Here is a 26,083-nt window from a genome sequence, read left to right on the forward strand (position 1 = left end):
AAAAAAACCTTATTCATTCCTAACGATTAGGTGATGGTTTAATTTCAAATTCAAAGCTCACTTCTTTGATATCTTCAAGAATTCTTTTTTGATTCTCATCCTTGCTCTTTTTCCCTTTTAACTTTTCTCCGTTTTTTCCCACTAAATTTTGAATCGCTGGAATTTGGTTTTCTGGGTAAAAGGAGACTCGGATTTGGAAGGGACCTTGGGAGAACTGATAACTTTCTGGAGCGCTGAAAGTTGTTTGAAAGGAATTTTTGAGGACAATAGCATTGGTTTGCAAATCAAATTGATTGGGGTATTTTGGAGTACTGAGCTGACGAAATAGAATTTCTAAAATTGAACCACTGGGAAGATCGGTTTCTCCAGTGATTTCTACCAATTGGTCAAAGCGAGTAACTAAAGAAATTGAGAGCGATACATATTGTTCAGGTTGAGCTTCCTTGCTGGAAAAATATTTTTCCGATTCTCTTAACCAATCAAGAGTTGATAATTGGTTGGATTGCCTGCCGATGCGGTTCTCATTGGTATTTTGATCAGATATCTCATTGGCAACAGGAGGTACTTCATCATTTGAAGGCAATATTGTCTGCGGAGGAGGAGAGGTTATAATCAATATAATGAGTGATACCAGGGTAAGTGTTCCATAAATCAGTATGACCAAGAATCTTCTTTTCTTGAAATGAAAAATAACCAGAGACGGATTGATCAACCCTATAATAAAAAGGACTAAAGAGATCATTGTCAGGATCAGGAAGAAATAGACCATAAAAATTCTCATACTCCTAATGAAGCATTGAATCCATTTTAGGAATTCCCAAAAAATGGAAACTGAATAATTATATCAATTTTTCTTAAAACATTAACCAAGAGCTCTTTTGTTCATGGAAGGCTCATTGGAAGCCTTAATTGGAGCATGGCAATTTTCATTTTTGTGACTGGTATCATGGTAGTTTGATTTTGATTTTCGGCTAATTCAAGAACACGTGCGTAGGCTTTTAAGGCTTCTATAAAGTTATTTTCATCCTCATAAATAGTTCCCAATAAGTTTAATGCCCCTAATGAATCAGGATTTTCCTTGAGAACAGTAGAAAGTGAATCTTTAGCCTGGTTTTTCATTCCTAAACGAAAATACCAGGTTGCTCGATCAAGAAGAAAATCTTCTTGAGATGGGTAAAGTGATAACGCTTGATTAAAGCTTGCTTGAGCTTCAGATGAATTGTTTAATTTTTCTGCAATGGCTCCTTTGATAAGCAGGGGTACGGGTCGTTCGGGAAAAAGAGTGAGAGCTTCTTCGCATTCTTGAATAATATCGTAGTATATATTAATTATTATATCCTGGTCAGTTTCAATAAGTGATTGGTCGATTTTCTTCTCAATGGATGAATTTAAATCTAAGTACCTTCTTTCTTGAGGAGGAAGGCGGAGTAAGGTAAAATAGACTAAAAATAAGATTACAAAAAAAATTCCAAATTGGAGAAGGTTTTTTTTGATAACTTTTTTTCGATTTTTTTCGTACACAGTATCCAACCACCACCACCAGTGATCAGCCGGTGGATTAAGTGCAGCTCGTTGGTCAATAAATGATTTTTTACCGGTTATTTTTACCAAAAGGCGGCTTTGCTTTTTAAGTAAAGAATCAAAGTTCCCTAAACGGGTTTCCTCAGGGTCTAAGGAAGCGTTTTTAGAACGAAAAGAATTAAGCCCCCTTTCTATATCAGTTCTAATACGGAGGATTTCAATACCGTTTCCTTTCTGGTCTTTTAAATTGGCGACTTTTTTTGCGTAAATTTCAATGAGATTTCTTATATCATCTAATGATAGATGTGGATTTTCAGCCATTCCTTATACCACCTCCGGATTATCATTCTAAACTAAAAAGAGCTAAGGGTAAACATTGATTATCGAGAATAAATTATTAATTATTGTGTTCTATGCATTATGCTATAAGCCTTTGGTTTGATAGAAATTGGAAGTTTTAGTATTGATGAATAAAAAACCGTTGAGTACTATATTATAAGTATTAACAAATTAAAAGAAATGAATATTTTTAAAATAAACAAGATTGAAGGGGGTTAGCACATGAATACTGCGCAACCAGAAAAGATAACTGCTAAAGATATTGCAAAAATGATAGACCATTCACTCCTCAGGCCGCAGCTTACTCGAAAAGAAGTTATAGAAGGATGTCGATTAGCCAAAGAGTACGATGTAGCTTCGGTTTGTGTAAAACCTTGCGATGTCCAAGTAGCTGCAGAAGTTTTAAAAGGAAGTGATGTATTAGTTACAACCGTCATAGGATTTCCCCATGGAGCTCATCGGACTGATGTAAAAGTATTTGAAGCAGAGAAAGCCATGGATGATGGAGCAGTAGAGCTGGATATGGTAATTAATATAGGACGACTTTTATCCAGGGAGTTTGATTATATCGAGCAGGATATAAAAGCAGTTGTTGACATTGCTCATCAAAGAAATGTTATTGTTAAAGTTATTTTAGAAAATTATTATCTTACCGATGAACTTAAAGAATTGGCTTGTAAAATTTGCGAAAAAGCCGGTGCTGATTTTGTCAAAACTTCTACTGGTTTTGCTCCAGGTGGAGCGACTATTGAAGACCTAAAGCTTATGCGAAGATCAGTTAATCCAACAATTCAAGTCAAAGCAGCTGGTGGAGTACGAACTTTGGAGGGAGCGTTGGCAGTTCGTGCAGTTGGTGGAGTTCGATTTGGCGCGACCGCAACCAAAAGTATAATGGAAAATGCTTACAAAAGCGAAGCAGCAGGAACATTGGTTCTTCCATTGGAACCGAAAGATTTAGGCCCAAGTAAATAAAATAAGTGAAAACATTAAAATTCATAATAATAATTTTGACTATCTAACCTGAAAATCCACGAGTATGATAAATCAAGCCCCTACTGAAGAATATAATAATGTTAGGACGCAATTTATTGTGCACGATCTTAATTTTATGTAGCGACATGCCATGGCATGTCGAATCTTAAGTTTTCACTCTCATCTGGTGTAGCTAGGCAGTATGAAGGTCTTTCCTGAAAATACAGGAACGATTAATAAAGGTGTAATTCTAAGCCCTCCTTTTTGGGGAATGATTATAACATCTTGTTTAATTATTATTTAAAATACTTGTGAGGATGGAAATCTTACCTTGTCCGACAAAAGACAACGGACTTTTTAAAATAATAAATTTGTTTAATAAAATAAGCAAAAATGAAGAATAAAGGGAGGTATTAATGCATGCCATTTGAACATATGTTTTCACCAATTAAGATTGCTCAAGTTGTTGTACAAAATAGAGTCGTTCATGTTCCTACCGATATTAGTTCGGCAAATGCTGATGGTTCAGTGAACGAAAGAGTGATTCGTTATCATGAAGAAATAGCTAAAGGCGGGTGTGGGTTGATAATTGTTGGGGCAACTTCGCCAGATAGAGAAACCGGTCGCCCCACGGTTACTTGTTTATCTGCTGATGCCGATTACTTTATACCTGGACTTCATCATTTAGCAACAGCAATGCAGCGCCATGGTGCCAAGTGTGCAGTTCAAATCCAACACCCCGGCCGACAGGCTGCATATCCTCGGAAAGGATTGATTTCCTGTAGTGATATGGTTACTGATGTTCCCGGTTCAGCAGGACATGAAGTTATTTATGCTGGCGCTGAGGCGAAAGGAAAAGACATTCGAGGAATGGACATCGAGGAAGTCTATGATTTAATCGAGAAATTTGCTGAAGCAGCCTGGAGAATCCAACAAGCTGGATTTGATATGGTTGAGCTTCATGGTGCACATGGCTATATGATCGCTCAATTTTTAAGCCCCTATACCAATAAAAGAAATGACCGTTTTGGAGGTCCATTAAAGAATAGAATGCGGTTTGTTTTGGAAATTATCAGCCGGATAAAGTATAAATGTGGTCCAAGTTTCCCTATCGGAGTGAGATATTCTGGAGAAGAATGGATGCCCGGGAGCCGAACCCTGGATGAATCGATTGAAATCGCCAAAGAGTTAGAAAAAGCTGGAGTGGCATTTTTGGATATCAGCGCTGGTATCTTTGAAGCTGCTGGTCCGACCATGGACCCAATGTATTACGAAGAAGGATGGAATACATATACTGCCGAGGCAATTAAAAAAGCGGTAAAGATTCCGGTTATAACCAGCCATACCCTGCGAACTCCTGAATATTGCGATAAAATCATTGCCGAAGGAAAAACCGACATGGTTGGATTATCGAGACAAATGATCGCCGATCCCTATTGGGCGAATAAAGCCAAAGCGGGAAAAGTCAAGGAAATTAGAAAATGCATTTCCTGTCTAATTGGATGTTGGAAAGAGTCGCTTTATATTAAAAGAGAAATGCGATGTGCAGTAAATCCAGCTATTGGCGACGAAAGATTCTTAGATTTAAAACCGGCATCAACTAAGATGAAGGTCGCTGTGGTTGGTGGTGGAATTGCCGGAATGGAAGCAGCTAGAATTGCTACCTTGAGAGGACATCAAGTCACCCTTTTTGAGAAAGAGGATGAATTAGGGGGAATTTTAAGAACCTGTTGTATGGTTCCTCCTAAATCGAAAATGAAATGGTATATGGATTGGATTCGGGAACAAATCAAAGCATTAAAGGTTGAAGTAAGGCTCAATACAGTTGCAAGTCTGGATGAACTCAGAAAATTCGATGTTGTTTTGTGTGGGACCGGTGCCAAGACGGTCGTTCCTGATATATCCGGTGCGGAAAAAGCAATAAAATTTGAAGACGTTCTTCGCTGTGCAAAGAAAAATTGTGAATATTGGCCGAAAGAAAGAATAGTCAAAGCGGTTAAGATTGGTCAGAAAGTCTTGGTCTGGGGAAATCATTATGCGGCTACCGATACCACTGAAGCCTTGGCATTGAGAGGCAAAGAAGTTATTTACGTTACTGAAGATAAAGAAGTTGCTCCTAATATCGAACCAATTCATCGTGAAGTTATGATGATGCGATTTAACGGTGGGAATGGTCAAGGGCTAGAAGAAAAAGCCTTCAAATATCCAGTTGAAATACGTCTCAATACCACCGTTGTTGAAATCAAAGATGGTGAAGTAGTCCTGATGAACGATGTTTTTGAAAAAGAAACCATTGCTATAGACACTGTCGTATTAGCAAAAACCGAACCAAATACCGAACTATATGATAGTTTGCTGGCAGCCGGCCTCAATGTCGTTAACATGGGTGATTCTAATTTAGTCAGAAACGTACGAGGGGCAATGACTGATGGTGCCAATGCCGGATTAATGATAGATGGAGACGTTTTTATGAATGCGAACAATGCTCTTTCCCGTGCGTTACCTTATGATGTAAAACTTCAGATGAAATAATCATGCCAATTCTATAGGGATTATCAAACAGTTGATGAAAAGGATATGATATAGAAATAAAATCTTTTATTCATTAAAATGGTTTTATGAAAAGGGTTGAGGGGGGTTTGAATTGTTGAAAAGAAGAAGTAAGCCCCCCTTAGCCTTATTTCAATGAAAAAGTGACTTTTATTTGAACAATCTCAAGTAATTATTTTAAACTTCACTGAATATAGTCTAAATATTAATCACGGATCGTGGCATCGGTGAGGAGGATAGATATCTATGTTTAAACTTGGTTTTGTCAGTGCGATTTTATCCGATTTAAGTTTTGAAGAAGTGGTTGATTTTGCGTCCATTAATGGATATGCCTGTGTTGAAATGCTTTGTTGGCCAAAGGGAAAGGCAGAAAGAAGATATGCTGGTGTTACCCATATTGATGTTAATGATTTGGATGAACAAAAGATCAAATCAATAAAAAAATACGCTAGGGAGAAGAATGTTGAAATATCAGCATTGGGCTATTACCCTAATCCTCTTGATCCTGACACAGAAAAAAGGAAATATTATATTGAACACATTAAGAAAGTCATTACCGCAGCAGCAAAACTCGGACTCAAAAATGTGAATACCTTTGTTGGGAAAGATAAGAATAAGAATATTGAAGAAAATTTTAAAATCTTCAAAAAAGTATGGCCAGCAATTATAAAACACGCTGAACAAAGTAAAATAATGATTGGAATTGAAAATTGTCCCATGTTTTTTACCAATGACGAGTGGCCAGGGGGAAATAATTTGGCAACTACTCCAGCGATTTGGAGAAGAATGTTTGAAGAAATAAAAAGTGATAATTTTGGCTTGAATTATGATCCTTCCCACTTGCTCTGGCAGCAGATTGATTATATAAAACCTATTTATGAGTTTAAGGACAAAATTTTCCACGCTCACATTAAAGATGCTAAAGTTTTTCAAAATAAATTAGATGAGGTTGGAATTCTGGCTACGCCTTTGGAGTTTCATGCACCTAAACTACCAGGGTTGGGAGATGTAAACTGGGGGAAATTCGTTTCTGCTCTCACTGATATTGGTTACCAAGGCAGTGTCTGCGTAGAAGTGGAAGATCGGTCTTTTGAAGATTCCTTAGATTCTCGAAAAAAATCATTGATTTTAAGCAAGCAGTACCTCAATCAGTATGTGGTTTAAAATAATTCATAAGTTTTATTCTATGATAATATTTACTGAAGAGGGAGGTGAAATAGAAGAAAAATATAGATGAGAATGAAGAAGTTCGTTCTTTTTAGATTTTAAATTAAGAGGAGGTTACTATTATGATTAAAAGAATATCAAAGCTCGTTACTCTCTTAGTAGCTTTTGGATTGGTTTTTGCATTTTCAGTTGGAAGTTTTGCTCAGGAACCGCCAGTGGTAGGTATTTCTACTGGTTCATCAGGTACTTCTTGGCGAAATATCATGATTGCAGCTTTGGAAGAAGTAGGGAATGAATATAAAGCTGCCGGTAAAATTGCAGATTATAAAATTGTCAACAATATAACTAATGGTGATGCAACTGAGCAAGCGAACATCCTGCGTGATTTTATATCCCAAGGTGTAGATATCATTATGGTTAACCCTAATTCACCAGACGCCCTGAATGGTGTCATCAGCGAAGCTCAGGATGAAGGAATCTTAGTTATTGCCTACGATGCCACCGTTACCGCTCCTAACGTTCTCAATGTTACGTTGGACCACTATGCATGGAATACCAAGAATGCTGAATACATTTGTTCAACACTGCAAAAAGGGAATGCTATCCAAATTTACGGCTTGGATGGTCATCCAGCAAATAACGATCGAATTCGAGCAACCGATGATGTTTTGAAAAAATACCCGGACATTAAATTAATAGCCAACACAACTGGTGGTTGGGATCAAACCAAAGCGAAAGAAGTGGCAACACAGATTATCGGTTCTGGTCAGCAAATTGATGCAGTGTTTACCCAGGATGGTATGGCTTTTGGTGTTTTATCGGCCTTCCTTGATGCCAACAAGCTTCCCAAAGTCATGTTTGGTGATCCTGGAACCGCTTTCTTTAAAGAATGGAAGAAATTAAGAGACCAGGGTGCTGATTTCAAAGCTTGTGCTCAACCGAATCCTCCAGGAATCGGCGGGACGGCTTTCCGTATGGCATTACAGCTTTATAATGGAAAGAATTTTAAAACAGGAATATTAGTTGACAATACCTATTTCTACAAAGTTGGGATGTTTATTACCGATGATAATTTCGATGAAGGCTGGGAGCTCCTGAAAGATCAGCCCGATGATTTCTTATTAAGCGAAATTATGCCAGAAGATCAAGTTGCCGAACTTTTTGAGTAAAAAATCCAGTTTCATAGCTGATTAGTGAGTTAAAAAGGGGGGGGAGGCTAGTGTTTTTGACCCCCCCTAGTGGGAAAAAAAGTTTTTTATATTTTATAAGGTGAGTGATGGCTGTGTTAGTCCTGGAAGCCAAAGGTATTAAAAAAAGATTTGGAGGAGTTGTTGCTCTTTCCGATGGAAATTTGCGCTGTTATCAGGGACGAATTACTGGTCTTTTAGGAGCGAATGGTTCGGGGAAAAGCACTATTTCCAAGATTATTACCGGTGTTTATTCTGCCGATGAAGGAGAAATAATTTATAATGGTAAATCAGTAAAATACCGCAATCCCAGCGAAGCCAGGAAAGATGGAATCTCTATGGTATTCCAAAATCTAAGCTTAGTACCGGATTTAACCGTATGGCAAAACATTGTGCTGGGTGCTGAACAAAAAAATGGAATATTTTTAGACAATATCCATGCCAAAGAACTCTCAAAAAAAATTTTAAGCCAACTTCTCCCAGACTTGGATATCAACAAAAAAATAAGTGAATTGAACCCTGGAGAGATGCAAATCGTTGAAATAGCCAAAGCAATTTCTGAAGACCCCAAGCTTCTCATTCTTGATGAGCCAACCGCAGCTTTAGAACAAGCTCAAGTAAAAAGCCTCTTTATTTCTATGAAAAGTTTAGCCCAGAAGGGAGTAGCAATGATCTTTACTTCCCATCGTCTATGGGAAGTTATGGAAATCTGTGATGATGTAACCATTTTTAGAAATGGAGAAAACGTAGCGAACATCGATTTTGCTGAAGATGAAAGAGATCCAGAAAGAATTGTGAGTTATATTACCGGGGAAACCCAAAAAGTATCCAGTGAAAAAAAAGTAAGTGAGAATACCAATGAAGTTGTCCTTCGAATAAATAATTTAAATTATGGAAAAATTTTAAAAGATATTTCCTTTGATTTAAAAAAAGGAGAAATTTTGGGAATTGGGGGGTTGGCTGGTCAAGGACAGCACGAACTGATGTTGGCACTAGCTGGGAGTTTTCCTGGTTTACGTTGTGAAGCAACCATTATGGATAAAAAAATCCGATTGAATAAACCAGCTAATGCAATAAAAAATGGGATTTTACTCGTTCCCGGTGATAAGCATTTAGAAGGTTTATTTTTAAATCATTCGGTATTTGATAATATGATTTTCCCGAAAATGGGGAACCAAAAACACCCTTTGTTTGTTCCTTTCAAAAAATATCGGAATGAATGTGAACAAGTGATTGATGTCCTTTCTATTAAAACTTCGAACATTGATATGCCGGTTGAAACCCTATCCGGCGGAAACCAACAAAAAGTTGTAGTCGGGAAATGGTTATCTTTTGATACCAACGTTCTCTTATTAGCCGATCCGGCGAAGGGGGTAGATGTAGGAGCAAAAAGAGATCTCTATCAATTTATCGTCAACCAGGTTCGCGATACAAAAATGAGTGTTATATTATATGCGAGTGATAATGAAGAATTAATCCAATACTGCGATAGAATATTAATCATGTATGAAGGCCAAATCGTAGCAACACTTGAGGGTGATGAAATAACTGATGAAGCTATTGTGGCTAGTTCAATGAGGATAAAATAAAAGATAGGGCGTGAAAAGAAGGGAATGAGCAAAATAATTAAAGCAGAACCAAATACTTCCTTCATCAAGAGTATATTTAAGCCTGAATACTCCAATTTATTAATTCTCATTGTGATGTTTACTATAACCGCTGTTCTACAAAAGAATTTTTTCGAAATTAAAGCCATTGTTCGAAATATCAACGCTTTTATGCCTTTAATACTTCTTACCATGGGTGGAGCAGTCGTTATTATATCTGGTGGTTTAGATCTCTCGGCAGGTTCAGCGCTCTCACTTTTTACTTGTGTCTTAACAACGGTTATGAAGAAGAACGATCCAGTAACTGGAATTTATGCATTGATTATTACATTAGGCGTGGCAATATTAGTTGGAGTTATCAATGGAATCGGGATTGGATATTTAAGAATCCCTCCGGTTATTGTAACCTTCGCCACGTCTTATATGTGGCTGGGGATAGCTTTATTCTTAAGGCCTACTCCCGGTGGAGAATCGGTTGATTGGTTTAAGGGCTTTTATAATTTCAATGCAGTGCAAGGGGCACCAGAAATTTTGAAGAAATTTGGTAATTATATTCCGCCAGCCTTAATCCTCATTTTAATTGCTTGTTTTCTTTGGTTCATTATTAGCAAAACCAAAACTGGGCGATATATTTATGCAGTGGGAAGCAGTAATGACAGTGCGTATGCCAGTGGAATTAATACAGCTAAAATCCAATTGATGGCTTGTGTTATCAATTCAATTTTCATTTTTTTAGCAGCTTTGTTTTTTGTAGGCCAAAATCAGTCGGGAGATGCCCGGATGGGAGACCCTCTGACTTTGAGAGCAATAGCCTCAGCAGTTGTTGGAGGAATTGCTTTGACCGGTGGGCGTGGAAGCGTCTATTTTGCCTTGGTTGGAGCATTGATTATGAGTTTTGTTAATAAGATTATATTTTTTGCAAATATCCCCAATGCTTACCAGACTCTGGTTTCTGGTTTAATAGTTATCATCGCCATTGCTGGACCAATTGCTTATACTCTGTATAACAGAGAAAGAGCTTGAGGAGAAGAGAAGAAATGGGAGTTGAACTAAACCGACCGAAGTCAATACCTCTGATAATTTTTGAAAAATATAAGAAAGTGGTAGTCGCTTTTATCTTAATCATCCTTCTCTTTGTTTTGGGTGAAATTATTTTATCCAACTTTTTAAGAGTGGATCAGGTTTTATTGACTTTAAAGCTTGCCTCATTTACTGCTTTTTTTGCCCTCTGTCAAATGATTGTCATTGCTGCCGGAGGTGGTGGTTTAGATTTGTCAGTAGGATATATGGCTACTATGACGGCGGTATTCACTGCTAGTATGATGGATGGACAAAATGGAAATCTATGGTTGGCAATTATCGTTGCTTTAGCTTTTGGAATTGCCGTTGGTCTCTCTAACGGATTGTTAACTGCCTATTTAAAACTACCTCCGTTAGTTGTTACCATGGCCATGGCTAATATTCTTCAGGGTATTATTAACGTTTATACCGCTGGAAGAAATATCACTGGAAAACCATCACCAGTTTTGACCATTATTGCTGCGAAATCGACCGGTAGTTTTCCGAATGTGGTGTTTATTTTAATAACTCTCACTATTTTAGTCATGATTGTATTGAATAAAACTAAATTAGGTATGATACTTTTTGGAGTTGGGTCTAATGAAAGAACCGCCTATCTTAGTGGTTTTAATGTCAAGTTGGTGAGATGCATTGCGTTTACTATCAGTGGAGTATTAGCCAGCCTGATAGGATTATTATTAATTGGTAATATGGGGATCGCTTTCAAAGATATGGGTTCGAATTATGTTATGCCCAGTATTGCTGCTGCAGTGGTTGGTGGTGTTTCTTTAACCGGTGGCGACGGCAATTATTTTGGAGTTATTTTAGGAGCCATTTTTTTACAAACCCTCACTAATCTCTTGATCGCAATGGGTTGGGGAGATGCCGGAAAATGGTTGGGGTTTGGAATCGTCCTCTTTGCCCTGCTGATTGTTTATGTAAGTAATCGAAGGACCCGGTAAAGAAAAATCACTCTTCATTGATCGCTGTATTTCAAGGATAAATCTTCATGCTGCTTTGCAACGCCAGATGACAATGAAAAAATTGTATGTCGATCAATTTCCCCCTTTAGAAAAGGGGGTTAGGGGGATTTGAGTTTTTTACTGCTCCGTCATTGCGAGGAACGAAGTGACGTGGCAATCTCATCCACCCAATCAGTCATTCTGAGGAGCGTCTTGTGCGACGTGAGAATCTCATCCTTTTCAATTCCCCAGTTCCACGATTCCTCAATTCCACAACATATAAAAGATGAGATCCTCGCGCCCTCGAAAAGTGAGGGCTCAGGATGTAGTCTTTATTAATCATTTCGGGATTTTCAGGATAGACCTTCATGCCACTTTGGTGGCACCAGATGACAATGAAAAAATTGTATGTCGATCAATTTCCCCCTTTAGAAAAGGGGGTTAGGGGGGATTTGAGTTTTTTACTGCTCCGTCATTGCGAGGAACGAAGTGACGTGGCAATCTCATTTAGAAAAATTTTTGTAAAACAATAAAAAGGATGAGGTCCTCACGACTTTTGAATACGAAGCCTCACGATGACGTGTTTATTAATCATTCCGGGATTTTTTGAATAGAATAATAATTTTAGGTTTTAAAAATGATAAAGATTTGAAACTTTAAATGATTAATAGACGTAAACCTATAATGCTGTTCTATAAAGAATAAAATAATTTCTTATATAATAGTAAATGTTGTAACTAAAGAGAAAAATAAGGTTTAAAGGAATAAAATTAGTAAAAAAAGGTTTAACTTAAAATGAAGATCATTGCTGAAAACCGAAAAGCACGACATCTTTATCAAATCATTGATACCTTAGAAGCTGGCATCGAACTCAAAGGGACCGAGGTCAAATCTCTCAGAAATCATTTAGTCAATATGACCGATGCCTTTTGTCGGGGAAAAGATGGAGAGTTGTGGTTAATGAATCTCCACATTTCTCCCTATGTATTTGGGAATTTATACAATCATGATCCGTTACGGAGTCGAAGATTGTTATTACATAAAAAAGAATCGATACGTTGGTCATCGTTATCCGAACAGAAGGGTTTGACAATCGTTCCGATTCGTTTATACTTTAATGATAGAGGAAGAGCAAAAGTCGAAATTGCTTTGGTCAAACCAAAGAAACTGTATGATCGACGACAAGAAATTCAAGATCGAGAACAGGAAAGAGAACTACACAGAGCTCAAAAGTATCGAGAATGAATCCGATATGGGGGCGAAATGGTTTCGACGGGATTCGGATGGGTTCAATAAGGCGAGTCGAGGTCTCCACCGGGGCTCGTAAAAAGGTGGAAACGATTAAACGCCAACGATAATTTGGCATACGCTGCCTAATTAGGCAGCACATCTCTCAGCCCACCGTTCGCTAAGCTGAAGAGGTGACGATCAGCGGACTGGTTTTCCGGAAGCGCCTGGGTACCGGAAATAAGAAAAACCTGGGATAGTGGGTTATCAGGTCCCCGCCTCAAGGATCGATGACTGGCGATAACTCAAAATTGAGGATACACTCGTAGGCTTATTGGATTCATGAATTTCGGACGCGGGTTCAACTCCCGCCGCCTCCACCAGTATAAAGGTAGATAAATAATAGCGTAGAGATGAATTCTCTCTACGCTATTTTCTTTTTTAAGGATGTTTTAATGAAAGGAAAAGATAGATCCCCATACTGCTTTCATTGCACCAAATAATGATGTAAATACTTTTCTCAAACCGTTATAATGAAAACACTCTCATGAAAGGGGATGAATGCCAAATTCAAATCCAAAACAAAAAGAATAAATAAATAACAATTCTTTCAAGGAACAATTTATTGAGAAAAATTATAATATATCAAGTTTTAGTTAATCCAGTAAGGTTTCTATGTTATAATACTTCATCATGAAAAAACGACTGGTAGATGTATTTTACGATGTTCAGCCACTTTACATATTTATAATTATTGGAAATATAATCAGTGCAATTTATGGATACTATTTTTACTGGGAACAATTTTTTGCTACACCTTGGTATAAATGGATCTTTGTCCCTGATTGTCCTCTATATGATAGTCTTTTCATAGTTGCCTTCATCCTCATTAAACACAAAAAATCCAATGATTTTCTAAACTTGCTAGTTATTACTAATACGGTTAAATACGGTCTTTGGACAATTTTAACTATACCTCTTTTTTCAGAAATGTTTCTCCCCGCTGGTGTTCATACGGCGATTCCATTGTTCGGAAATATAACTTTAACTTTCCAGCTGAGCTCACTAAACTGGTTGTTGGTTTTTTTACATGCAATTATGGCTCTACAATCCTTATTGATTTATCCATTTGTTAAAAAATGGACGCTCGGGATCATATTCGTCATAATAGGGTGGTTATTTGTTAATGACTATTTTGATTATTGGCTGAATACCTATCCAACCGCCCATCTAAACTATATGATTCATGATCCTCGCATTAACGCCATTATCGCTCAAAATATATTTGTGAATGTTTTCTTCTTATCTTTATTCTTAATAAAATGGAGACAACAATGGGTTCGCGGCGAACTGAAGTCCGTTTAAAAGTTAATAAAAACAATAGTCTTTATTATTGGTATAAAGTGAAGAATCCTTTTCTGGTTATTCTCAATACCTTGGTCATATTTATTTTTGGATTTTCTCCTTCATTACGCCTAAAAACCCTTTTATATCGAGCATTAGGAGCCAAAATTCATAAAAGTGCCAGCTTAGCCTTGGCGGTTGTTCTCGATTGTTTTTTTCCCGAGTTGATAGAAATTGGAGAAAACAGTATTTTAGGATTCCGAACTACTATTTTGACCCATGAATTTCTTATCAAGGAGTTTCGTACCGGGAAAGTAAAAATCGGAAAAAATGTCATGATTGGAGCTTGTTCGTTAGTGTTAGCTGGTGTGGAAATTGGAGATAATACAACGGTTGCCGCCTTTTCTCTGGTTAATAAAGACCTTCCACCAAATGCTATTGCTGCCGGTGTGCCTGCTCGGATTATTCGAATGAAAAATCAAACAGATGATACAATTTAATGCTAAGAATTCTTTGCTTTAAAACTTTAAAGCTTTTTTCTCAGCTCACTCACTGTTTAACCACTCGACATTATGAAAGAGATATCACTACCAATCAGGGTCAAGAGTATTTTCTCAAAAGTAATCAATCGGATCAATTCAATTTCATACTCCCCAAACAAGTTCACGGTTCTAAGATACAAGTCGTTAAAAACGAAAATTTATTGCTTAATAAAAAGCAATTCGAAGCAGATGCAATAATAACCAACCAAATGAATGTCTGGATCGGAATATTAGTCGCTGATTGTTTTCCGATACTTATGTTTGAACCATCGGTGAATGTGATCGCTGTTATTCATGCTGGGTGGAGGGGAGTCGAGCAAAATATTCATTTAAAAGCACTACAATGCATCATAGAATTCATGAATAGTTCGATTAAAAATATTTTCATTGGCATAGGACCCGGTATTGGTTCTTGTTGTTTTGAAGTCGGGAAAGAAGTGAGTGATAAGTTTGAAAAAAGATCTATTACCTCTGCTCAATTTGTTCATCCGATTTCCGAGCAGAAAGCCATGGTTGATTTAAGGGGATTGATAATTTCTGACCTCGTGATGGCAGGAGTTTCCCTTAAAAATATTGAGAATATGAATTATTGTACTTCTTGCTTCACCGATTTATTTTACTCCTACCGTAAAGAAGGAAAGAACACCGGAAGAATGTTGTTAGCAGCTCGGTTAAATGAATCATCACAAGATGATAAATAAATATTCAATTTGATAAGGTATAAAATATGCTCATCTTTATCTGCTCCCTTGGTGAGAGAAAGTGGAATGAGAGTAAAAAAACCTGAATTGATATCCAGGTTTGGTGTTTTGAAATCAAAGTTTGAAAGAAATAACCATGTTTCCCCCTCACCTTAACCATCTCACATTAGGAGAGAGAAAAAAGAAAGAGAACTCTCCTACCAGGGAGAGAAATATGAAAAAGAAAATTCCCACTTAGGAAGAGGAAAAGAAGGATTTCTCTTACCAGGGATGAGGAATAAAACGGGAGACGGTCTTTTTAAGATTAAAATGTTGTTAAGGTAAGATGAGGTGATAAAATGGAAAAAGAATATTTGGCCAAACATCTCATGATAGAGATAATAAATTCATCTTTTTTAAATGATGCTGAGCTCATGGAAGATTTTTTAACCAATGCTGCCCACCTATTTGGAAGTGAGATATTAGTCCTAAAAGTTCATCAATTCCACCCGCATGGTCTTAGCGCTCTTATGATAATGCCCGAATCTCACATAGCGGTTCACACTTGGCCAGAATACCAATTTGCTTCCATGGACATATTTCTAAAAGCCAGTAGCGAACCAAGTCAAAGTTTACCTTTAATTAAAAAATATTTTCATCCTGAAGATGTCAAAATTGCCGAATTAGAAAGGGGGATTAATTGAGAAATGGCTCTTTGGTATTATGAAGACTATATTCCTCATTATCGTTTGGGTTTGGAAATTAAAGAAACCCTCTTTCTGGGAAATTCACTCTACCAGAAAATTCAAGTTGTTGATTCCTACCTCTATGGGAAAGTTTTATTATTAGATGATATTGTTCAAACCACTGAAAAAGATGAGTTTATGTATCATGAAATGTTGATCCACCCAGCATTACTAACTCATCCACAACCAAAAAAGATTCTCATTGTAGGAGGTGGTGATGGTGGTGCATCAAGAGAAGTTTTAAAGCATCCGGTTAAAAAAGTGAAGTTAGTTGATATAGATTCCGCTGTTATTGAAATAAGCCGCAAATTTCTGCCAGAATTAGGAAACTGGAATGACCAAAGATTAGAAGTTTTAGTGGAAGATGCTGTTAAATATTTAGCTTTATCAGAGGAAATATTTGATGTTATTGTTATGGATTCCACCGATCCACTGCCTTCTGGTGTCGCTGAACCGTTGTTTTCAAAAGAATTTTTTCAGAGCGTCTATGATCACCTTAGTGAAGATGGTGTTTTGGTTTCACAAATAGAGCCGCCTTTTTTCCAACCAGAAAGAGAGCAGAGACATTGGGAAAGTTTAAATATGTTTCCCCTGGTAAAGGTGTATTGGGGGTTAGTTCCAACCTATCCCGGCGGCATTTGGACCTATATGATTGCATCAAAAGGAAAGGATCCCGCAGCCAGCTTTAAAAAACTCTCTTTCCCAACTCGTTATTACACTCCAGAAATCCATCGGGCAGCTTTTGCTCTCCCACCTTTTATGCAAGAAAGGCTATCTAAAAAGCCATAACGCATGTCGAGTTTTATGCTCGCTAGACAAGGACACGAAGTGGCATGAGGTTTAAGCCTGAAAAACCATGAGCTTGATTTGTTGCATCCGGTCTTCATTGTATGTAGCGACATGCCATGGCATGTCGAATCTTTGGTTTTCATCCTCACCTTCTCCTATCAAGGGAGAAGGAACTCTAAATCGTCATTGCGAGGAACGGAGTGACGTGGCAATCTCTTGAGCTCAATCTTTTTTATTTTTCTCACTTTGGATAAAGGGAGATTAAGAGGGACTCGATTGGTTTCCAATAAATTCAAATCCCCCTAACCCCCTTTTCTAAAAGGGGGAAATTGATTGGCTTATAAATATTTTTATCCTCATTTGGTGCTGCTATGCAGCATGGGTGTCTATCCTGAAAATACCATCTTATAAATTCCCCCATTGAGGGGGGATAAAGGGGGGTGTGCCTTTAATCGGTCATCCTGAGCCCTCGCTTTTTGAGGGCGTGAGGATCTCATCTTTTAATTTTTTTCTTCATAAATACTTTAAATGATGAGATTCTTACGTCGTCCGGCAAAAACACCGGACTCCTCAGAATGACTAAGTGGATGGTAGAGATTGCCACGTCGCACAAGACGCTCCTCGCAATGACGGATTTAGATAGGTATTTTCATCCTCATCTGGTGCTGCTATGCAGCATGGGTGTCTATACTGAAAAGCCAAGGACATAATAAATCAAGCCCCTACAAAAGATTAAAAGAAATGGAGGAGCACAATGCAATTTGATCAATCTTTAATTAGTGTAGCGGCATGCCATGACATGCCAATGCCGAAACTTAGGCTTATATCCTCTTTTAGTTTTAGTATTACAGTGTATCATAAGGGCTTATTCTGGCTAACAGAGATTTTCGGTGAAAAAAGAAACCCTCTCTCTCCGCCAAGCTGGCATATCGAGAGTAAACTAACGTAGAATCTCCTTTTTGAGGGAAAATGTAGGAAGAAGTTTTGATAAAATCACGAACTGAAAGAGGACTGCAGAAGCGACTTCCGCTCATAGTTGGTAAAACATGATTGGGTCCATACCCATAATCTCCAAGTGCAACAGGTGCTCCATTTCCAAGAAATATTGCCCCAGCATGTTGAATTAGGGGTAATAGACGAAGATGATCTGCACAGCATAATTCTAGGTGTTCGGGAGCGATTTTGTTGGTTAATTCAAATGCTGATAATAAATTATCGACCTGGAAAAGATAAATAGGGATGATTTTTTTAAAGGGAAGAGGATGATCGATTAATTCTTTTTGAATCGATTTTTGTACCTGAATTATAACTTCATCACTGGTTGAGAACAAAATTGCCCGGGAGAGAGGATCGTGTTCGGCTTGAGCGAGAAGATCAAGAGCAACCCAGTCAGGACGGCAATCTTCATCGGCAATGATGACTACTTCTGAGGGACCGGCTAATGAATCAATGCCAATGATTCCAAATAAAAGCCTTTTAGCGACAGTGACATAAATATTTCCTGGGCCGACAATTTTATCAACTCGGGGAATTGATTCAGTACCAAAGGCAATTGCGGCGATAGCCTGAGCACCACCAGCTCGGACTACCTTGTTGATACCGAGATAGTGGGCAATTCCTAAAATATCTGATGAAACTACGCCATTTGAATTGGGTGGAGTGAGAAGAAGGATATTTTTCACTCCGGCTATTTGAGCCGGAATGACTGTCATGATTACTGACGATGGATAGGAAGCTCTCCCACCCGGAACATAAGCAGCTACCGAGTCTATTGGAGAGATAATTTCCCCAAGAATTGATTGGTTTCGAGAAAAACACTTGGAATGTTCTGACTGTTTGTTGTGAAAATCGCGAACGGTTTGAACAATGAGTTCAACGGTATCTCGAAACTCCGGTTTGATACGATGCCATGCATATTCCAGCTCGGATTTGGGGATGATAAAATCATTTATTAGACAATGGTCAAATTGTTCAGTTAATTCTCGTAGCCCAGAATCACCTTCTTTCATAACCTTTTCAATAATACCTTGCACTGTCTTTTCAACTTCCTTTAATTCACGATAAATAATTCGAGGATCAATTTGGAGTTCGGAAGGAAGGGTGTTGGTATCTTTAATGGTTTTGGTTTGAATTATAAAATCACTCATTTCCGATTACTCCTTTCAGTTGTTGGACGAATGAAAAAATACTTTCCATTTTGGTTTTTATGCTAATTCGATTAGCAACTAAACGGGCTGATACAGGAAAGAGCTCTTCAATAATTTTCAGTTTATTATCCCGAAGAGTTTTACCAGTTGAAACTAAGTCGATAATCGCATCGGTCAAACGAATAATTGGAGCTAACTCAATTGATCCATAGAGATAGAGGATGTCAGCGTTTAAGCCCTTTTCTTGAAGGTAATGGCGAGTGATGTTGGGATACTTCGTAGCAATCCTTAAGGAATCTTTTCCAAAAAGTTCAGCAGCCGAGAGATTTTCCGGTCCAGCAACCACCATTTGGCAAATACCGATCTGTAGGTCACATAGTTCATAGACTTCGTTTCCTCTTTCTTGAAGGATGTCTTTCCCAACAATTCCTATATCGGCAGCGCCAAATTCTACATAAGTAGAGCTGTCTTTTGGGTGGGAAAGAATGATATTCCAAGGCAGCGATAGATCTTCAAAAATTAACTTACGTGAATTCAGATTAAAATCAGATGGCCAGGAAGGTATTTTTGAAAGTAGGACAATAGTTTCATCTTTTAGTCGGCCGGTAGGGATACAGAGGGTGAGTTTATCCATTTTTGATTACCTCTTGTATCTGTTCATATATAGTATCCCAATTTATGTTAGTCCAGGTGTACTCTTTGAATCCATCAGTTAATTTGAGAGTAAAGGGAACATCATTTTGTTCTTGGGCAATGACGGCTCGAAGCTGTTTACGTAACTTTTGAGTTAGAATGAAGACAGCTTTACGATGCTCGGATGGATAAAAAATAGTATAAGACTTAAAGGTTTGGTTAATATCCTGTTGAGACTTTTCGCATACCTCAACCAGACGTTCAATAAAAAGAGCAAAACCACAAGCAGGGCGATCTTGACCAAAAATACCAAATAATTCATCATAACGACCACCGGCTAAAAGAGGAGATCCGGAAAAAGGTGAGAAACCCTCGAAAATTATTCCTGAATAGTAATCAAAATCCCGAATAAGACCTAAGTTCACCCAAATATTTTTCTCTAATCCATAATCGGACAAAATATCCCAAACTTTTCCTATTCTTTCCAAGGAGTCGGTGATTTGATGATTTCTCGGTAATTTATCATTAATGTCATTTAGGAATTCTTTTTTTCCTCGGAGAAAAGGGAAATCAAGAAGCAGTGAAACCAGTTTGGGTTCTGCTGGAGAATTGTTTTCTAAAAAGTTTTTCAATGCAATAAAATCCTTCGCTTTCACTATGGCTTTTAATTTTTGCTGAAAACTGGATGAATACCCTGAAGCATTGAGTATTCCTCGGAAAAAACCGACATGACCAATATCCACGGCAAAATCACGGATTCCGGATTTTTGCAGGGCGATAATTGCCAAGGAAACCACTTCGGCATCCACAGCTGGTGAATTATCCCCGATATTTTCTAATCCCATTTGAGTGAGTTCGCTCTCGGTACGAAGGGGCGAAGAAGGGTAGCGGAAAATTTTTCCATCGTAAAAAACTCGAATAGTTTTGTTTTTGCCAATTAAATCACTACTATATTTTCGAGCTATCGAAGTCGTGAAATCAGGACGAAGGCAGACTAATTTTCCTTCACGATTAATGAATTGAAAAAGCCGTTCTTTTAATTCATCACCTATGACTTTCTGTAAGGTAGCATAATATTCAAGGGTGGGTGTTTCAACTTCTTCAAAACCCCAGGAACTGAATAAATGTCGAAGTTTAAATTCAATTTCTCTTTTTTTAAGAACTTCTTGGGGATGGTTATCTTTCATACCCAAAACTAAATCCAAATAAATCTCTCCTTTCCAGGAAAAATCAATAACACAAATTTATTGTATCATTAATTCTATTTTGTTAACTTATTTGCTGGCTTGATAAATCTGGATTCGATAAAATTTTTTAAATTGCACCTTGAAATTCTACACCTCGGAAGAGTAGAGCTCAATAACGGGAGATGTCTTTCAATAAACCTATCCTCGAGGTTTATTAATCAAACCCCTGTAAATCAGCAAAATCAGATATAATAATTCTAATACCAGAATGAAAATCAGCGATCCCAAACCGAAAGGAGAATTTTGTCCATGGGAAGCGTGAAAGACCTTTTAATTCAAACATCACCTCGTGAAAATATTATGGGAAAAGGTCAATTTATCTTTTCTGATCGTTATTCAGTTTTTGATTGGGGAGAAATGCCCGACCATATTCCCTACAAAGGAGAATCTCTCTGCTTAATTGGAGCCTATTTCTTTGAAAAGCTGACCGATTTGGGGTACCTGACCCACTATCGAGGATTGGAAGAAAAGGGACAAACAAAAAAACTGGCTCAGCTCTCCAGTCCTTCTCCTGTTATGCATGTCTCGCTCGTCCAGGTAATTCATCCCTCACAAAGTGATGATACTTATGATTACGGCGTTTATCACCATGACCATACCAATTTTCTCATTCCTTTTGAATTCATATATCGGAATTCCATTCCATTTGGAGCCAGCTTTAGAAAAAGAGTCGAGAGTGGGTCTATAAATTTAAAAGAATACGGTTTGGAAAAAATGCCTTCACCAGATAAAAAACTTTCGACCCCGATTCTCGATGTGTCAACTAAGTTGGAGGAACAAGATCGATACCTGACTTGGAGCGACGTTCTGGATCTCAATATTATAAATACTGAGGATATTAACCATATCAAGAAAACATTAACATTTGCTGACGAGTTGATAAGCAATGAAGTGAAAAAAATTGGTTTAGAGAACGAGGATGGGAAAATTGAGTTAGCTTTCGATCCAGAAAGAAATCTGATGTTTGTCGATGTGTTAGGTACCCCCGATGAATGCCGTTTCACCTGGAAGGGAATTCACCTCAGTAAGGAGGTCGCTCGAGAGTTTTATCGAAAAACATCATGGTATGAAGAAGTAAGCCAGATTAAATCTCGTTATTCAGTTGGTTGGAAATATTACGTAAAAAGTAAACCACAACCATTACCGAAAAAGCTTCTCCAGGCAATTGGCTGGATATATCAAAGAATTGCCATAGATATAACTGGAAGGGAATGGTTCTCGGAAGTTCCTTCTTTAGAAAAGATAGTTGAAGAAATCAAAGAGTTTGTATAGAATAAACATGTCTTTCTGTGCGCCCGTGGCTCAAAGGATAGAGCAGCGGTTTCCTAAACCGCAGGTTGAAGGTTCGACTCCTTTCGGGCGCACCAAATTATAAATATATAATCCTCATCAGGAAGGTTATTATTTCCATCTCAATTGACGGGAGAAGGCTTGGATTTAGAGCCAGGTTGAATATTTAAAAATTAAGCATAAAGAGAAAACTAACACTTCCCCCTCATTTCTGTCTGCTACTGATTTCATACCATTAAAACATTGAAATCTCCAAAAAGTGTTTTTTCAGTACAACAAATATTTTTTTGCTCATCACTCATGACTCTATTTATAAGTTAAAATATTGGTTGGAGAAAAGATTTTAATCTTCTCGCATTTGCAAATCTGAGTTATCGAAATTTTGGTAATATAGACAGATTGTTTTTTATCATGAGATGGTTTTTTTAATGACTGTGAGGATGTGATAGGTATGTATTGGAAGGGTAGAAGGCAGAGTAATAATATAGAAGACCGGAGAGGGACAGCAACCAAAGGAGTCATTGGTGGTGGAATTGGAACTATAATAGTTGTCTTATTGTTTGCTTTGCTTGGTGGGAATCCTTCTGCTATTTTAGATCAAATCTCCATTCCCAATTCAGAATATGCGAATGATTATCAGGAAACCGAAGAAGAAAAAGAACTCGTTGAGTTTGTTTCAGTAGTTCTTGCTGAAATTGAAGATGTGTGGACAGCAATTTTTAAAGAAAATGGAAGAGAGTATATTTTACCACGACTGGTGCTCTATTCCGGTTTTGTTGACTCAGCCTGTGGAATGGCTGGTTCTTCAACCGGTCCTTTTTACTGCCCTGGAGATTATCGAGTTTATATTGACCTCAGCTTTTTTAATGAACTTCAGCATCGATTCCAAGCACCAGGTGATTTCGCCATTGCCTATGTGATCGCCCACGAGGTGGGGCATCACGTTCAAAACCTTTTGGGAATTACCGATGAAATAATGTCATACCGTAATCGACTTAGTCAAAAAGATTTTAACCAGTTAATGATTCGATTAGAGCTCCAAGCTGATTACTTAGCCGGAGTCTGGGCGCACTATGTTAATCGAATGGATCTTCTTGACGAAAGCGATGTTCAAGAAGCCCTTAATGCTGCCAGCGCAGTTGGTGACGACCGCATTCAAAAGAGTACTCAAGGATATGTTGTACCCGATAGCTTTACCCATGGTACATCCGAACAGCGGAAAAGATGGTTTTATAAAGGTTTCAAGTCAGGCAATTTGAAGGATGGCGACACTTTTAACACTGATGTATTATAAATTTCCTCTTTGATAAAGGGAGAAGTTTTTTGACCCACAATTTTTATTTACCCTATTCTTTTTATTTAAACTCCAATTAAAGTATTAACTCAACTTTCGCACTAAAATAAATGCTGAAAAACCTTGATTTTAAAGGGTTTTTTAATGAAAACACCCCTCCTTTCTGGTAGAATTGACTTAAGGAAAAAAACCAATCACCACAAAGAGAGAGGTGTCTTCATGACTATCCTACCAGAAAATTTGAAAAATGAAAGGACCTTGTTACCCATGTTTTCCTCCTTTATGAAGGAGTTTAAAGTGAACCAACTGTTTCGAAAATGCCATATGAACAAAAAGAAAGGGTTCCCAGTCAAAGACGTCTTTCAGATGATCTTTCTCCTAGTCTTTACTCAGAAAAACGTTGCTGGTCTTCTCCAATCTCGACATCCCCTTTTCCAAGGAAAGAAAGACACTCTTTACCGTTTCCTCCACAAGACCAGTGGGAGCTGGCGAAAATTGCTCTTTCTTTTGAGTACCAAAGTAGTCTCTGAAGCGCTCCTTCCTTTTACCAGTTTGAAACGCTACACCTGGGTGGTGGATGATTCCCCCTATGAACGGCCTCGGAGCTTGAAAGTTGAAGGGCTCTCTCGATTCTATGATCACGCCCAAGGACGGTTCAGTCGGGGTTTCAGAATGCTCACTTTAGGACTCACCGATGGTGCTACATTCATTCCCTTTGCTTTTTCATTGTTAAGTTCTCACCAAAAAGAAAACCAGCTCTGTCCCATGGATGCCTCCGTTGATGGACGAAACAAAAGAGCTCGTCTTCGGAAAGAATCCCAAGAAAAAGCTCCAGATGTCTTCTTCAACCTCCTGGATGGAGCCTTGAAACACTGTCCTTTGGTCTCAACTATTCTCTTTGATAGTTGGTTCAGTTTTCCAGCCCTCATCCGCAAATGTGCTCTTCGCGGATTATCAGTGGTGTGCATGCTCAAAAACACCCCAAAAATTTACTATTCTTTTGGTGGAAAAGTTCTTTCTCTTTCCTCTCTTTTCACCAGAATTCAGAAAAGACCACACGGCAATATCATTGGATCGGGTGTCGTGAATCTCAATCTCACTGGGAAACCACTTTTAGCTCGGATTGTCTTTGTCCGAAGTGAAAAACAAAAATCTCAATGGTTGGCACTGCTTTCAACTGATCTGTCTCTTTCTGAAGACGAGATCGTCACCCTCTATGGGAAACGCTGGGATATCGAGGTTTTCTTCAAGATGGTGAAATCGGTCTTGAAACTCACTCGGGAATTTCAGGTTCGATCCTATGATGCTCTGGTATCCCATACCAGTATCGTCTTTATCCGCTATATCATGCTCGCGGTTATTGCCCGGAGAAACACCGATCCCCGAACCTTTGGCGAGCTTTTCTATGCCTGCTATGATGAAATTCAGGATATCACTCTTATGGAAGCACTCACTCTTCTTCTTGAGCTCCTGAAGACGACCATCAAACAGATTCTTGTCCTTTCAGAAGAAAAAGTCAAAGAGCTACTCATCTATTTTGTAAATAGTCTTCCAGCATGGTTGAGAGAAAAAGTGCTATTATTGAACTGCGAAAGTTGAGGTATTAATTTGAATAACGACATTATCCTCTGAAGTGATTTATTATTATTTTTGAAAGAATAAAACCTCTATTGACAATTAGATGGGCACGTTATATTTTAATAATGAACAAATGAAAAATACATTTGTAAAATTTCAAGTGGGAAAAGAAAATGGACTATCATCAAGAGACAGAATTAGTTTATCAAATAGCTCATCTCTATTATAACGAAGGCATGACCCAAGAAAAAATTGCCAAACAATTAGGCATGAACCGTTTAAAAATTCACCGCTATTTGGAAGCAGCCAAAGAAGAGGGGATTGTCCAAATCTTGGTCATTAATCCTCTTTCCCATGTTGCAGAACTTGAAAGCTTCATAAAGCAAAAATATAGATTGGAAGAAATAATTGTTGTTCCAGCACTGACTAAGAATGAATACTTTATAAGAAAAAGTTTAGCGAGATCTGCTTCTAAGTACTTAAGTGAGAATATCCACGATGGTGATTGTATCGGTATCGGTTGGGGTAAGACCATGTATGAAACTTTAAAATATTTTCAATCAAGCAGAAAAATATCGGCAACTGTAGTTCCTTTGATTGGAGGTATTGGTCAGTATGCCGCCGACTTCCAAGTAAATGAGATGGCTCGTCAGTTTTCAGAAAAAATAAACGGTGAATTCGTCCCCCTCTATGCACCAGCAATAGTTGATAGCGAATCAATAGTCAAAGCATTGTTTTCCGATAAAAATTTCGAGAAAGTTTCGAAATTGTGGGAAAGGTTGGACATAGCGATAGTTGGAATCGGTGGACCTATTGCCAAGGACACCTATCTTCCCGATACATCTCTTAGCGATAATGATTTAAAAATTCTTATAAATAAAGGCCATGTTGGCGATATCCTATTTAATAATTTTGATAAAAATGGAAAAGTATGTAATGAATCATTAACTAAAAAAAGGGTAGGAATATCTTTTGAGCAATTAAAAAAAGCTAAAAAAATAATCGCAATTGCAGGATCTTTACGGAAAAAGGAAGCAATTCTTGCCAGTCTAAAGTCTGGTTATGTTGATGTCCTTATAACCGATCAAATTGTTGCTAAAGAATTAGCAGGAAATGAGCAATAGGGATAGTTTAGTTTTTTGAAGGAGAATTAATATCGTTAAAACAAAAAAAGGAGGTGTAATGAGAAAAAATAGTATCGT

General features: G+C 37.8%; 22 protein-coding genes, 1 tRNA gene and 1 other RNA gene. 19 read left to right on the forward strand and 5 right to left on the reverse strand.

Annotation, left to right across the window (positions count from 1 at the left end; all coding sequences use genetic code 11):
• Positions 1-19: 19 nt before the first annotated feature.
• Together RT761_RS10005 and RT761_RS10010 are read right to left on the reverse strand one after the other, a co-directional pair.
• A complete protein-coding gene (locus tag RT761_RS10005; protein ID WP_218111279.1) occupies positions 20-769 on the reverse strand; it encodes a hypothetical protein in 750 nt (249 codons plus the stop codon).
• A 113-nt stretch (positions 770-882) separates the two neighbouring features.
• Positions 883-1,842 carry a tetratricopeptide repeat protein gene (locus tag RT761_RS10010; RefSeq protein ID WP_218111280.1) on the reverse strand — a complete coding sequence of 320 codons (960 nt, stop codon included), beginning with the start codon at positions 1,840-1,842 and terminating at the stop codon, positions 883-885.
• Positions 1,843-2,082: 240 nt separating this feature from the next.
• Between RT761_RS10010 and deoC the strand changes: the two genes are divergently transcribed.
• From deoC to speE, 14 genes are all read left to right on the forward strand, one after another.
• On the forward strand, positions 2,083-2,832 hold the full coding sequence (deoC, locus tag RT761_RS10015; protein WP_218111281.1) for a deoxyribose-phosphate aldolase: 750 nt from the start codon (positions 2,083-2,085) through the stop codon (positions 2,830-2,832).
• Positions 2,833-3,252: 420 nt separating this feature from the next.
• Positions 3,253-5,364 carry an oxidoreductase gene (locus RT761_RS10020; RefSeq protein ID WP_218111282.1) on the forward strand — a complete coding sequence of 704 codons (2,112 nt, stop codon included), beginning with the start codon at positions 3,253-3,255 and terminating at the stop codon, positions 5,362-5,364.
• A gap of 264 nt (positions 5,365-5,628) precedes the next feature.
• A complete protein-coding gene (locus tag RT761_RS10025) occupies positions 5,629-6,546 on the forward strand; it encodes a sugar phosphate isomerase/epimerase family protein (RefSeq protein WP_218111283.1) in 918 nt (305 codons plus the stop codon).
• Positions 6,547-6,671: 125 nt separating this feature from the next.
• Positions 6,672-7,718: a substrate-binding domain-containing protein gene (locus tag RT761_RS10030; RefSeq protein ID WP_218111284.1), complete on the forward strand. Its 1,047-nt coding sequence runs from the start codon at positions 6,672-6,674 to the stop codon at positions 7,716-7,718.
• 107 nt (positions 7,719-7,825) lie between these two features.
• A complete protein-coding gene (locus tag RT761_RS10035; protein WP_343073749.1) occupies positions 7,826-9,325 on the forward strand; it encodes a sugar ABC transporter ATP-binding protein in 1,500 nt (499 codons plus the stop codon).
• A gap of 24 nt (positions 9,326-9,349) precedes the next feature.
• Positions 9,350-10,366 (forward strand): ABC transporter permease, encoded by a 1,017-nt coding sequence (locus RT761_RS10040; RefSeq protein WP_218111286.1) that lies wholly within the window; start codon positions 9,350-9,352, stop codon positions 10,364-10,366.
• A 14-nt stretch (positions 10,367-10,380) separates the two neighbouring features.
• On the forward strand, positions 10,381-11,364 hold the full coding sequence (locus tag RT761_RS10045) for an ABC transporter permease (RefSeq protein WP_218111287.1): 984 nt from the start codon (positions 10,381-10,383) through the stop codon (positions 11,362-11,364).
• A 795-nt stretch (positions 11,365-12,159) separates the two neighbouring features.
• Complete coding sequence (gene smpB / locus RT761_RS10050; protein WP_218111288.1) at positions 12,160-12,609, forward strand: SsrA-binding protein SmpB; 450 nt, start codon at positions 12,160-12,162, stop codon at positions 12,607-12,609.
• A 9-nt stretch (positions 12,610-12,618) separates the two neighbouring features.
• Positions 12,619-12,974: a transfer-messenger RNA gene (gene ssrA, locus RT761_RS10055) on the forward strand.
• 310 nt (positions 12,975-13,284) lie between these two features.
• Positions 13,285-13,956, forward strand: coding sequence for a DUF1405 domain-containing protein (locus RT761_RS10060; RefSeq protein ID WP_218111289.1), 672 nt, complete (start codon positions 13,285-13,287; stop codon positions 13,954-13,956).
• On the forward strand, positions 13,926-14,435 hold the full coding sequence (locus tag RT761_RS10065) for an acyltransferase (RefSeq protein ID WP_218111290.1): 510 nt from the start codon (positions 13,926-13,928) through the stop codon (positions 14,433-14,435). The genes RT761_RS10060 and RT761_RS10065 overlap by 31 nt, the downstream gene beginning before the upstream one ends.
• On the forward strand, positions 14,435-15,178 hold the full coding sequence (gene pgeF / locus RT761_RS10070; RefSeq protein ID WP_218111291.1) for a peptidoglycan editing factor PgeF: 744 nt from the start codon (positions 14,435-14,437) through the stop codon (positions 15,176-15,178). Before RT761_RS10065 ends, pgeF begins: the two co-directional genes overlap by 1 nt.
• Positions 15,179-15,516: 338 nt before the next feature.
• A complete protein-coding gene (speD, locus tag RT761_RS10075) occupies positions 15,517-15,861 on the forward strand; it encodes an adenosylmethionine decarboxylase (RefSeq protein ID WP_218111292.1) in 345 nt (114 codons plus the stop codon).
• Between the two features lie 3 nt (positions 15,862-15,864).
• Entirely contained in the window at positions 15,865-16,692 is an 828-nt protein-coding gene (gene speE / locus RT761_RS10080) for a polyamine aminopropyltransferase (protein ID WP_218111293.1), read from the forward strand.
• An 845-nt stretch (positions 16,693-17,537) separates the two neighbouring features.
• On the opposite strand, the gene hisD is transcribed toward speE, so the two are convergent.
• From hisD to hisZ, 3 genes are read right to left on the reverse strand one after another with little or no spacing between them, the layout of a single operon-like run.
• The gene (gene hisD / locus RT761_RS10085) at positions 17,538-18,839 is read right to left on the reverse strand and encodes a histidinol dehydrogenase (RefSeq protein WP_218111294.1); all 1,302 of its coding nucleotides are present in this window, start codon (positions 18,837-18,839) and stop codon (positions 17,538-17,540) included.
• Positions 18,832-19,473 (reverse strand): ATP phosphoribosyltransferase, encoded by a 642-nt coding sequence (hisG, locus tag RT761_RS10090; protein ID WP_218111295.1) that lies wholly within the window; start codon positions 19,471-19,473, stop codon positions 18,832-18,834. The genes hisD and hisG overlap by 8 nt, the downstream gene beginning before the upstream one ends.
• The gene (gene hisZ, locus RT761_RS10095; RefSeq protein WP_218111296.1) at positions 19,466-20,677 is read right to left on the reverse strand and encodes an ATP phosphoribosyltransferase regulatory subunit; all 1,212 of its coding nucleotides are present in this window, start codon (positions 20,675-20,677) and stop codon (positions 19,466-19,468) included. Before hisZ ends, hisG begins: the two co-directional genes overlap by 8 nt.
• 291 nt (positions 20,678-20,968) lie before the next feature.
• Here hisZ and RT761_RS10100 point away from each other — a divergent pair, with 291 nt between their 5' ends.
• From RT761_RS10100 to RT761_RS10120, 5 genes are all read left to right on the forward strand, one after another.
• On the forward strand, positions 20,969-21,991 hold the full coding sequence (locus tag RT761_RS10100; protein WP_218111297.1) for a phosphoribosylaminoimidazolesuccinocarboxamide synthase: 1,023 nt from the start codon (positions 20,969-20,971) through the stop codon (positions 21,989-21,991).
• A gap of 19 nt (positions 21,992-22,010) precedes the next feature.
• Positions 22,011-22,086 (forward strand) — tRNA-Arg (locus tag RT761_RS10105).
• A gap of 374 nt (positions 22,087-22,460) precedes the next feature.
• On the forward strand, positions 22,461-23,303 hold the full coding sequence (ypfJ, locus tag RT761_RS10110) for a KPN_02809 family neutral zinc metallopeptidase (protein ID WP_218111298.1): 843 nt from the start codon (positions 22,461-22,463) through the stop codon (positions 23,301-23,303).
• A 144-nt stretch (positions 23,304-23,447) separates the two neighbouring features.
• Positions 23,448-24,902, forward strand: a complete 1,455-nt coding sequence (locus RT761_RS10115) for an IS4 family transposase (RefSeq protein WP_218111299.1) — start codon at positions 23,448-23,450, stop codon at positions 24,900-24,902.
• A gap of 152 nt (positions 24,903-25,054) precedes the next feature.
• On the forward strand, positions 25,055-26,005 hold the full coding sequence (locus RT761_RS10120) for a sugar-binding transcriptional regulator (protein WP_218111300.1): 951 nt from the start codon (positions 25,055-25,057) through the stop codon (positions 26,003-26,005).
• The last annotated feature ends 78 nt before the right edge of the window (positions 26,006-26,083 follow it).

Origin of the sequence: Atribacter laminatus (genome assembly GCF_015775515.1) — a bacterium.
GTDB classification, from domain to species: domain Bacteria; phylum Atribacterota; class Atribacteria; order Atribacterales; family Atribacteraceae; genus Atribacter; species Atribacter laminatus.

Bases quoted from the DNA above. Each gene is read 5' to 3' on its own strand.
- speE (WP_218111293.1), top strand. From the start codon at position 15,865: ATGGCTCTTTGGTATTATGAAGACTATATTCCTCATTATCGTTTGGGT.
- hisG (WP_218111295.1), bottom strand. From the start codon at position 19,473: ATGGATAAACTCACCCTCTGTATCCCTACCGGCCGACTAAAAGATGAA.
- RT761_RS10045 (WP_218111287.1), top strand. From the start codon at position 10,381: ATGGGAGTTGAACTAAACCGACCGAAGTCAATACCTCTGATAATTTTT.
- RT761_RS10005 (WP_218111279.1), bottom strand. From the start codon at position 769: ATGGTCTATTTCTTCCTGATCCTGACAATGATCTCTTTAGTCCTTTTT.
- smpB (WP_218111288.1), top strand. From the start codon at position 12,160: ATGAAGATCATTGCTGAAAACCGAAAAGCACGACATCTTTATCAAATC.
- pgeF (WP_218111291.1), top strand. From the start codon at position 14,435: ATGCTAAGAATTCTTTGCTTTAAAACTTTAAAGCTTTTTTCTCAGCTC.
- deoC (WP_218111281.1), top strand. From the start codon at position 2,083: ATGAATACTGCGCAACCAGAAAAGATAACTGCTAAAGATATTGCAAAA.
- RT761_RS10030 (WP_218111284.1), top strand. From the start codon at position 6,672: ATGATTAAAAGAATATCAAAGCTCGTTACTCTCTTAGTAGCTTTTGGA.
- RT761_RS10060 (WP_218111289.1), top strand. From the start codon at position 13,285: ATGAAAAAACGACTGGTAGATGTATTTTACGATGTTCAGCCACTTTAC.
- RT761_RS10040 (WP_218111286.1), top strand. From the start codon at position 9,350: ATGAGCAAAATAATTAAAGCAGAACCAAATACTTCCTTCATCAAGAGT.
- RT761_RS10100 (WP_218111297.1), top strand. From the start codon at position 20,969: ATGGGAAGCGTGAAAGACCTTTTAATTCAAACATCACCTCGTGAAAAT.
- RT761_RS10020 (WP_218111282.1), top strand. From the start codon at position 3,253: ATGCCATTTGAACATATGTTTTCACCAATTAAGATTGCTCAAGTTGTT.
- RT761_RS10010 (WP_218111280.1), bottom strand. From the start codon at position 1,842: ATGGCTGAAAATCCACATCTATCATTAGATGATATAAGAAATCTCATT.
- hisD (WP_218111294.1), bottom strand. From the start codon at position 18,839: ATGAGTGATTTTATAATTCAAACCAAAACCATTAAAGATACCAACACC.
- RT761_RS10065 (WP_218111290.1), top strand. From the start codon at position 13,926: ATGGGTTCGCGGCGAACTGAAGTCCGTTTAAAAGTTAATAAAAACAAT.
- RT761_RS10025 (WP_218111283.1), top strand. From the start codon at position 5,629: ATGTTTAAACTTGGTTTTGTCAGTGCGATTTTATCCGATTTAAGTTTT.
- RT761_RS10035 (WP_343073749.1), top strand. From the start codon at position 7,826: ATGGCTGTGTTAGTCCTGGAAGCCAAAGGTATTAAAAAAAGATTTGGA.
- RT761_RS10115 (WP_218111299.1), top strand. From the start codon at position 23,448: ATGAAAACACCCCTCCTTTCTGGTAGAATTGACTTAAGGAAAAAAACC.
- RT761_RS10120 (WP_218111300.1), top strand. From the start codon at position 25,055: ATGGACTATCATCAAGAGACAGAATTAGTTTATCAAATAGCTCATCTC.
- ypfJ (WP_218111298.1), top strand. From the start codon at position 22,461: ATGTATTGGAAGGGTAGAAGGCAGAGTAATAATATAGAAGACCGGAGA.
- speD (WP_218111292.1), top strand. From the start codon at position 15,517: ATGGAAAAAGAATATTTGGCCAAACATCTCATGATAGAGATAATAAAT.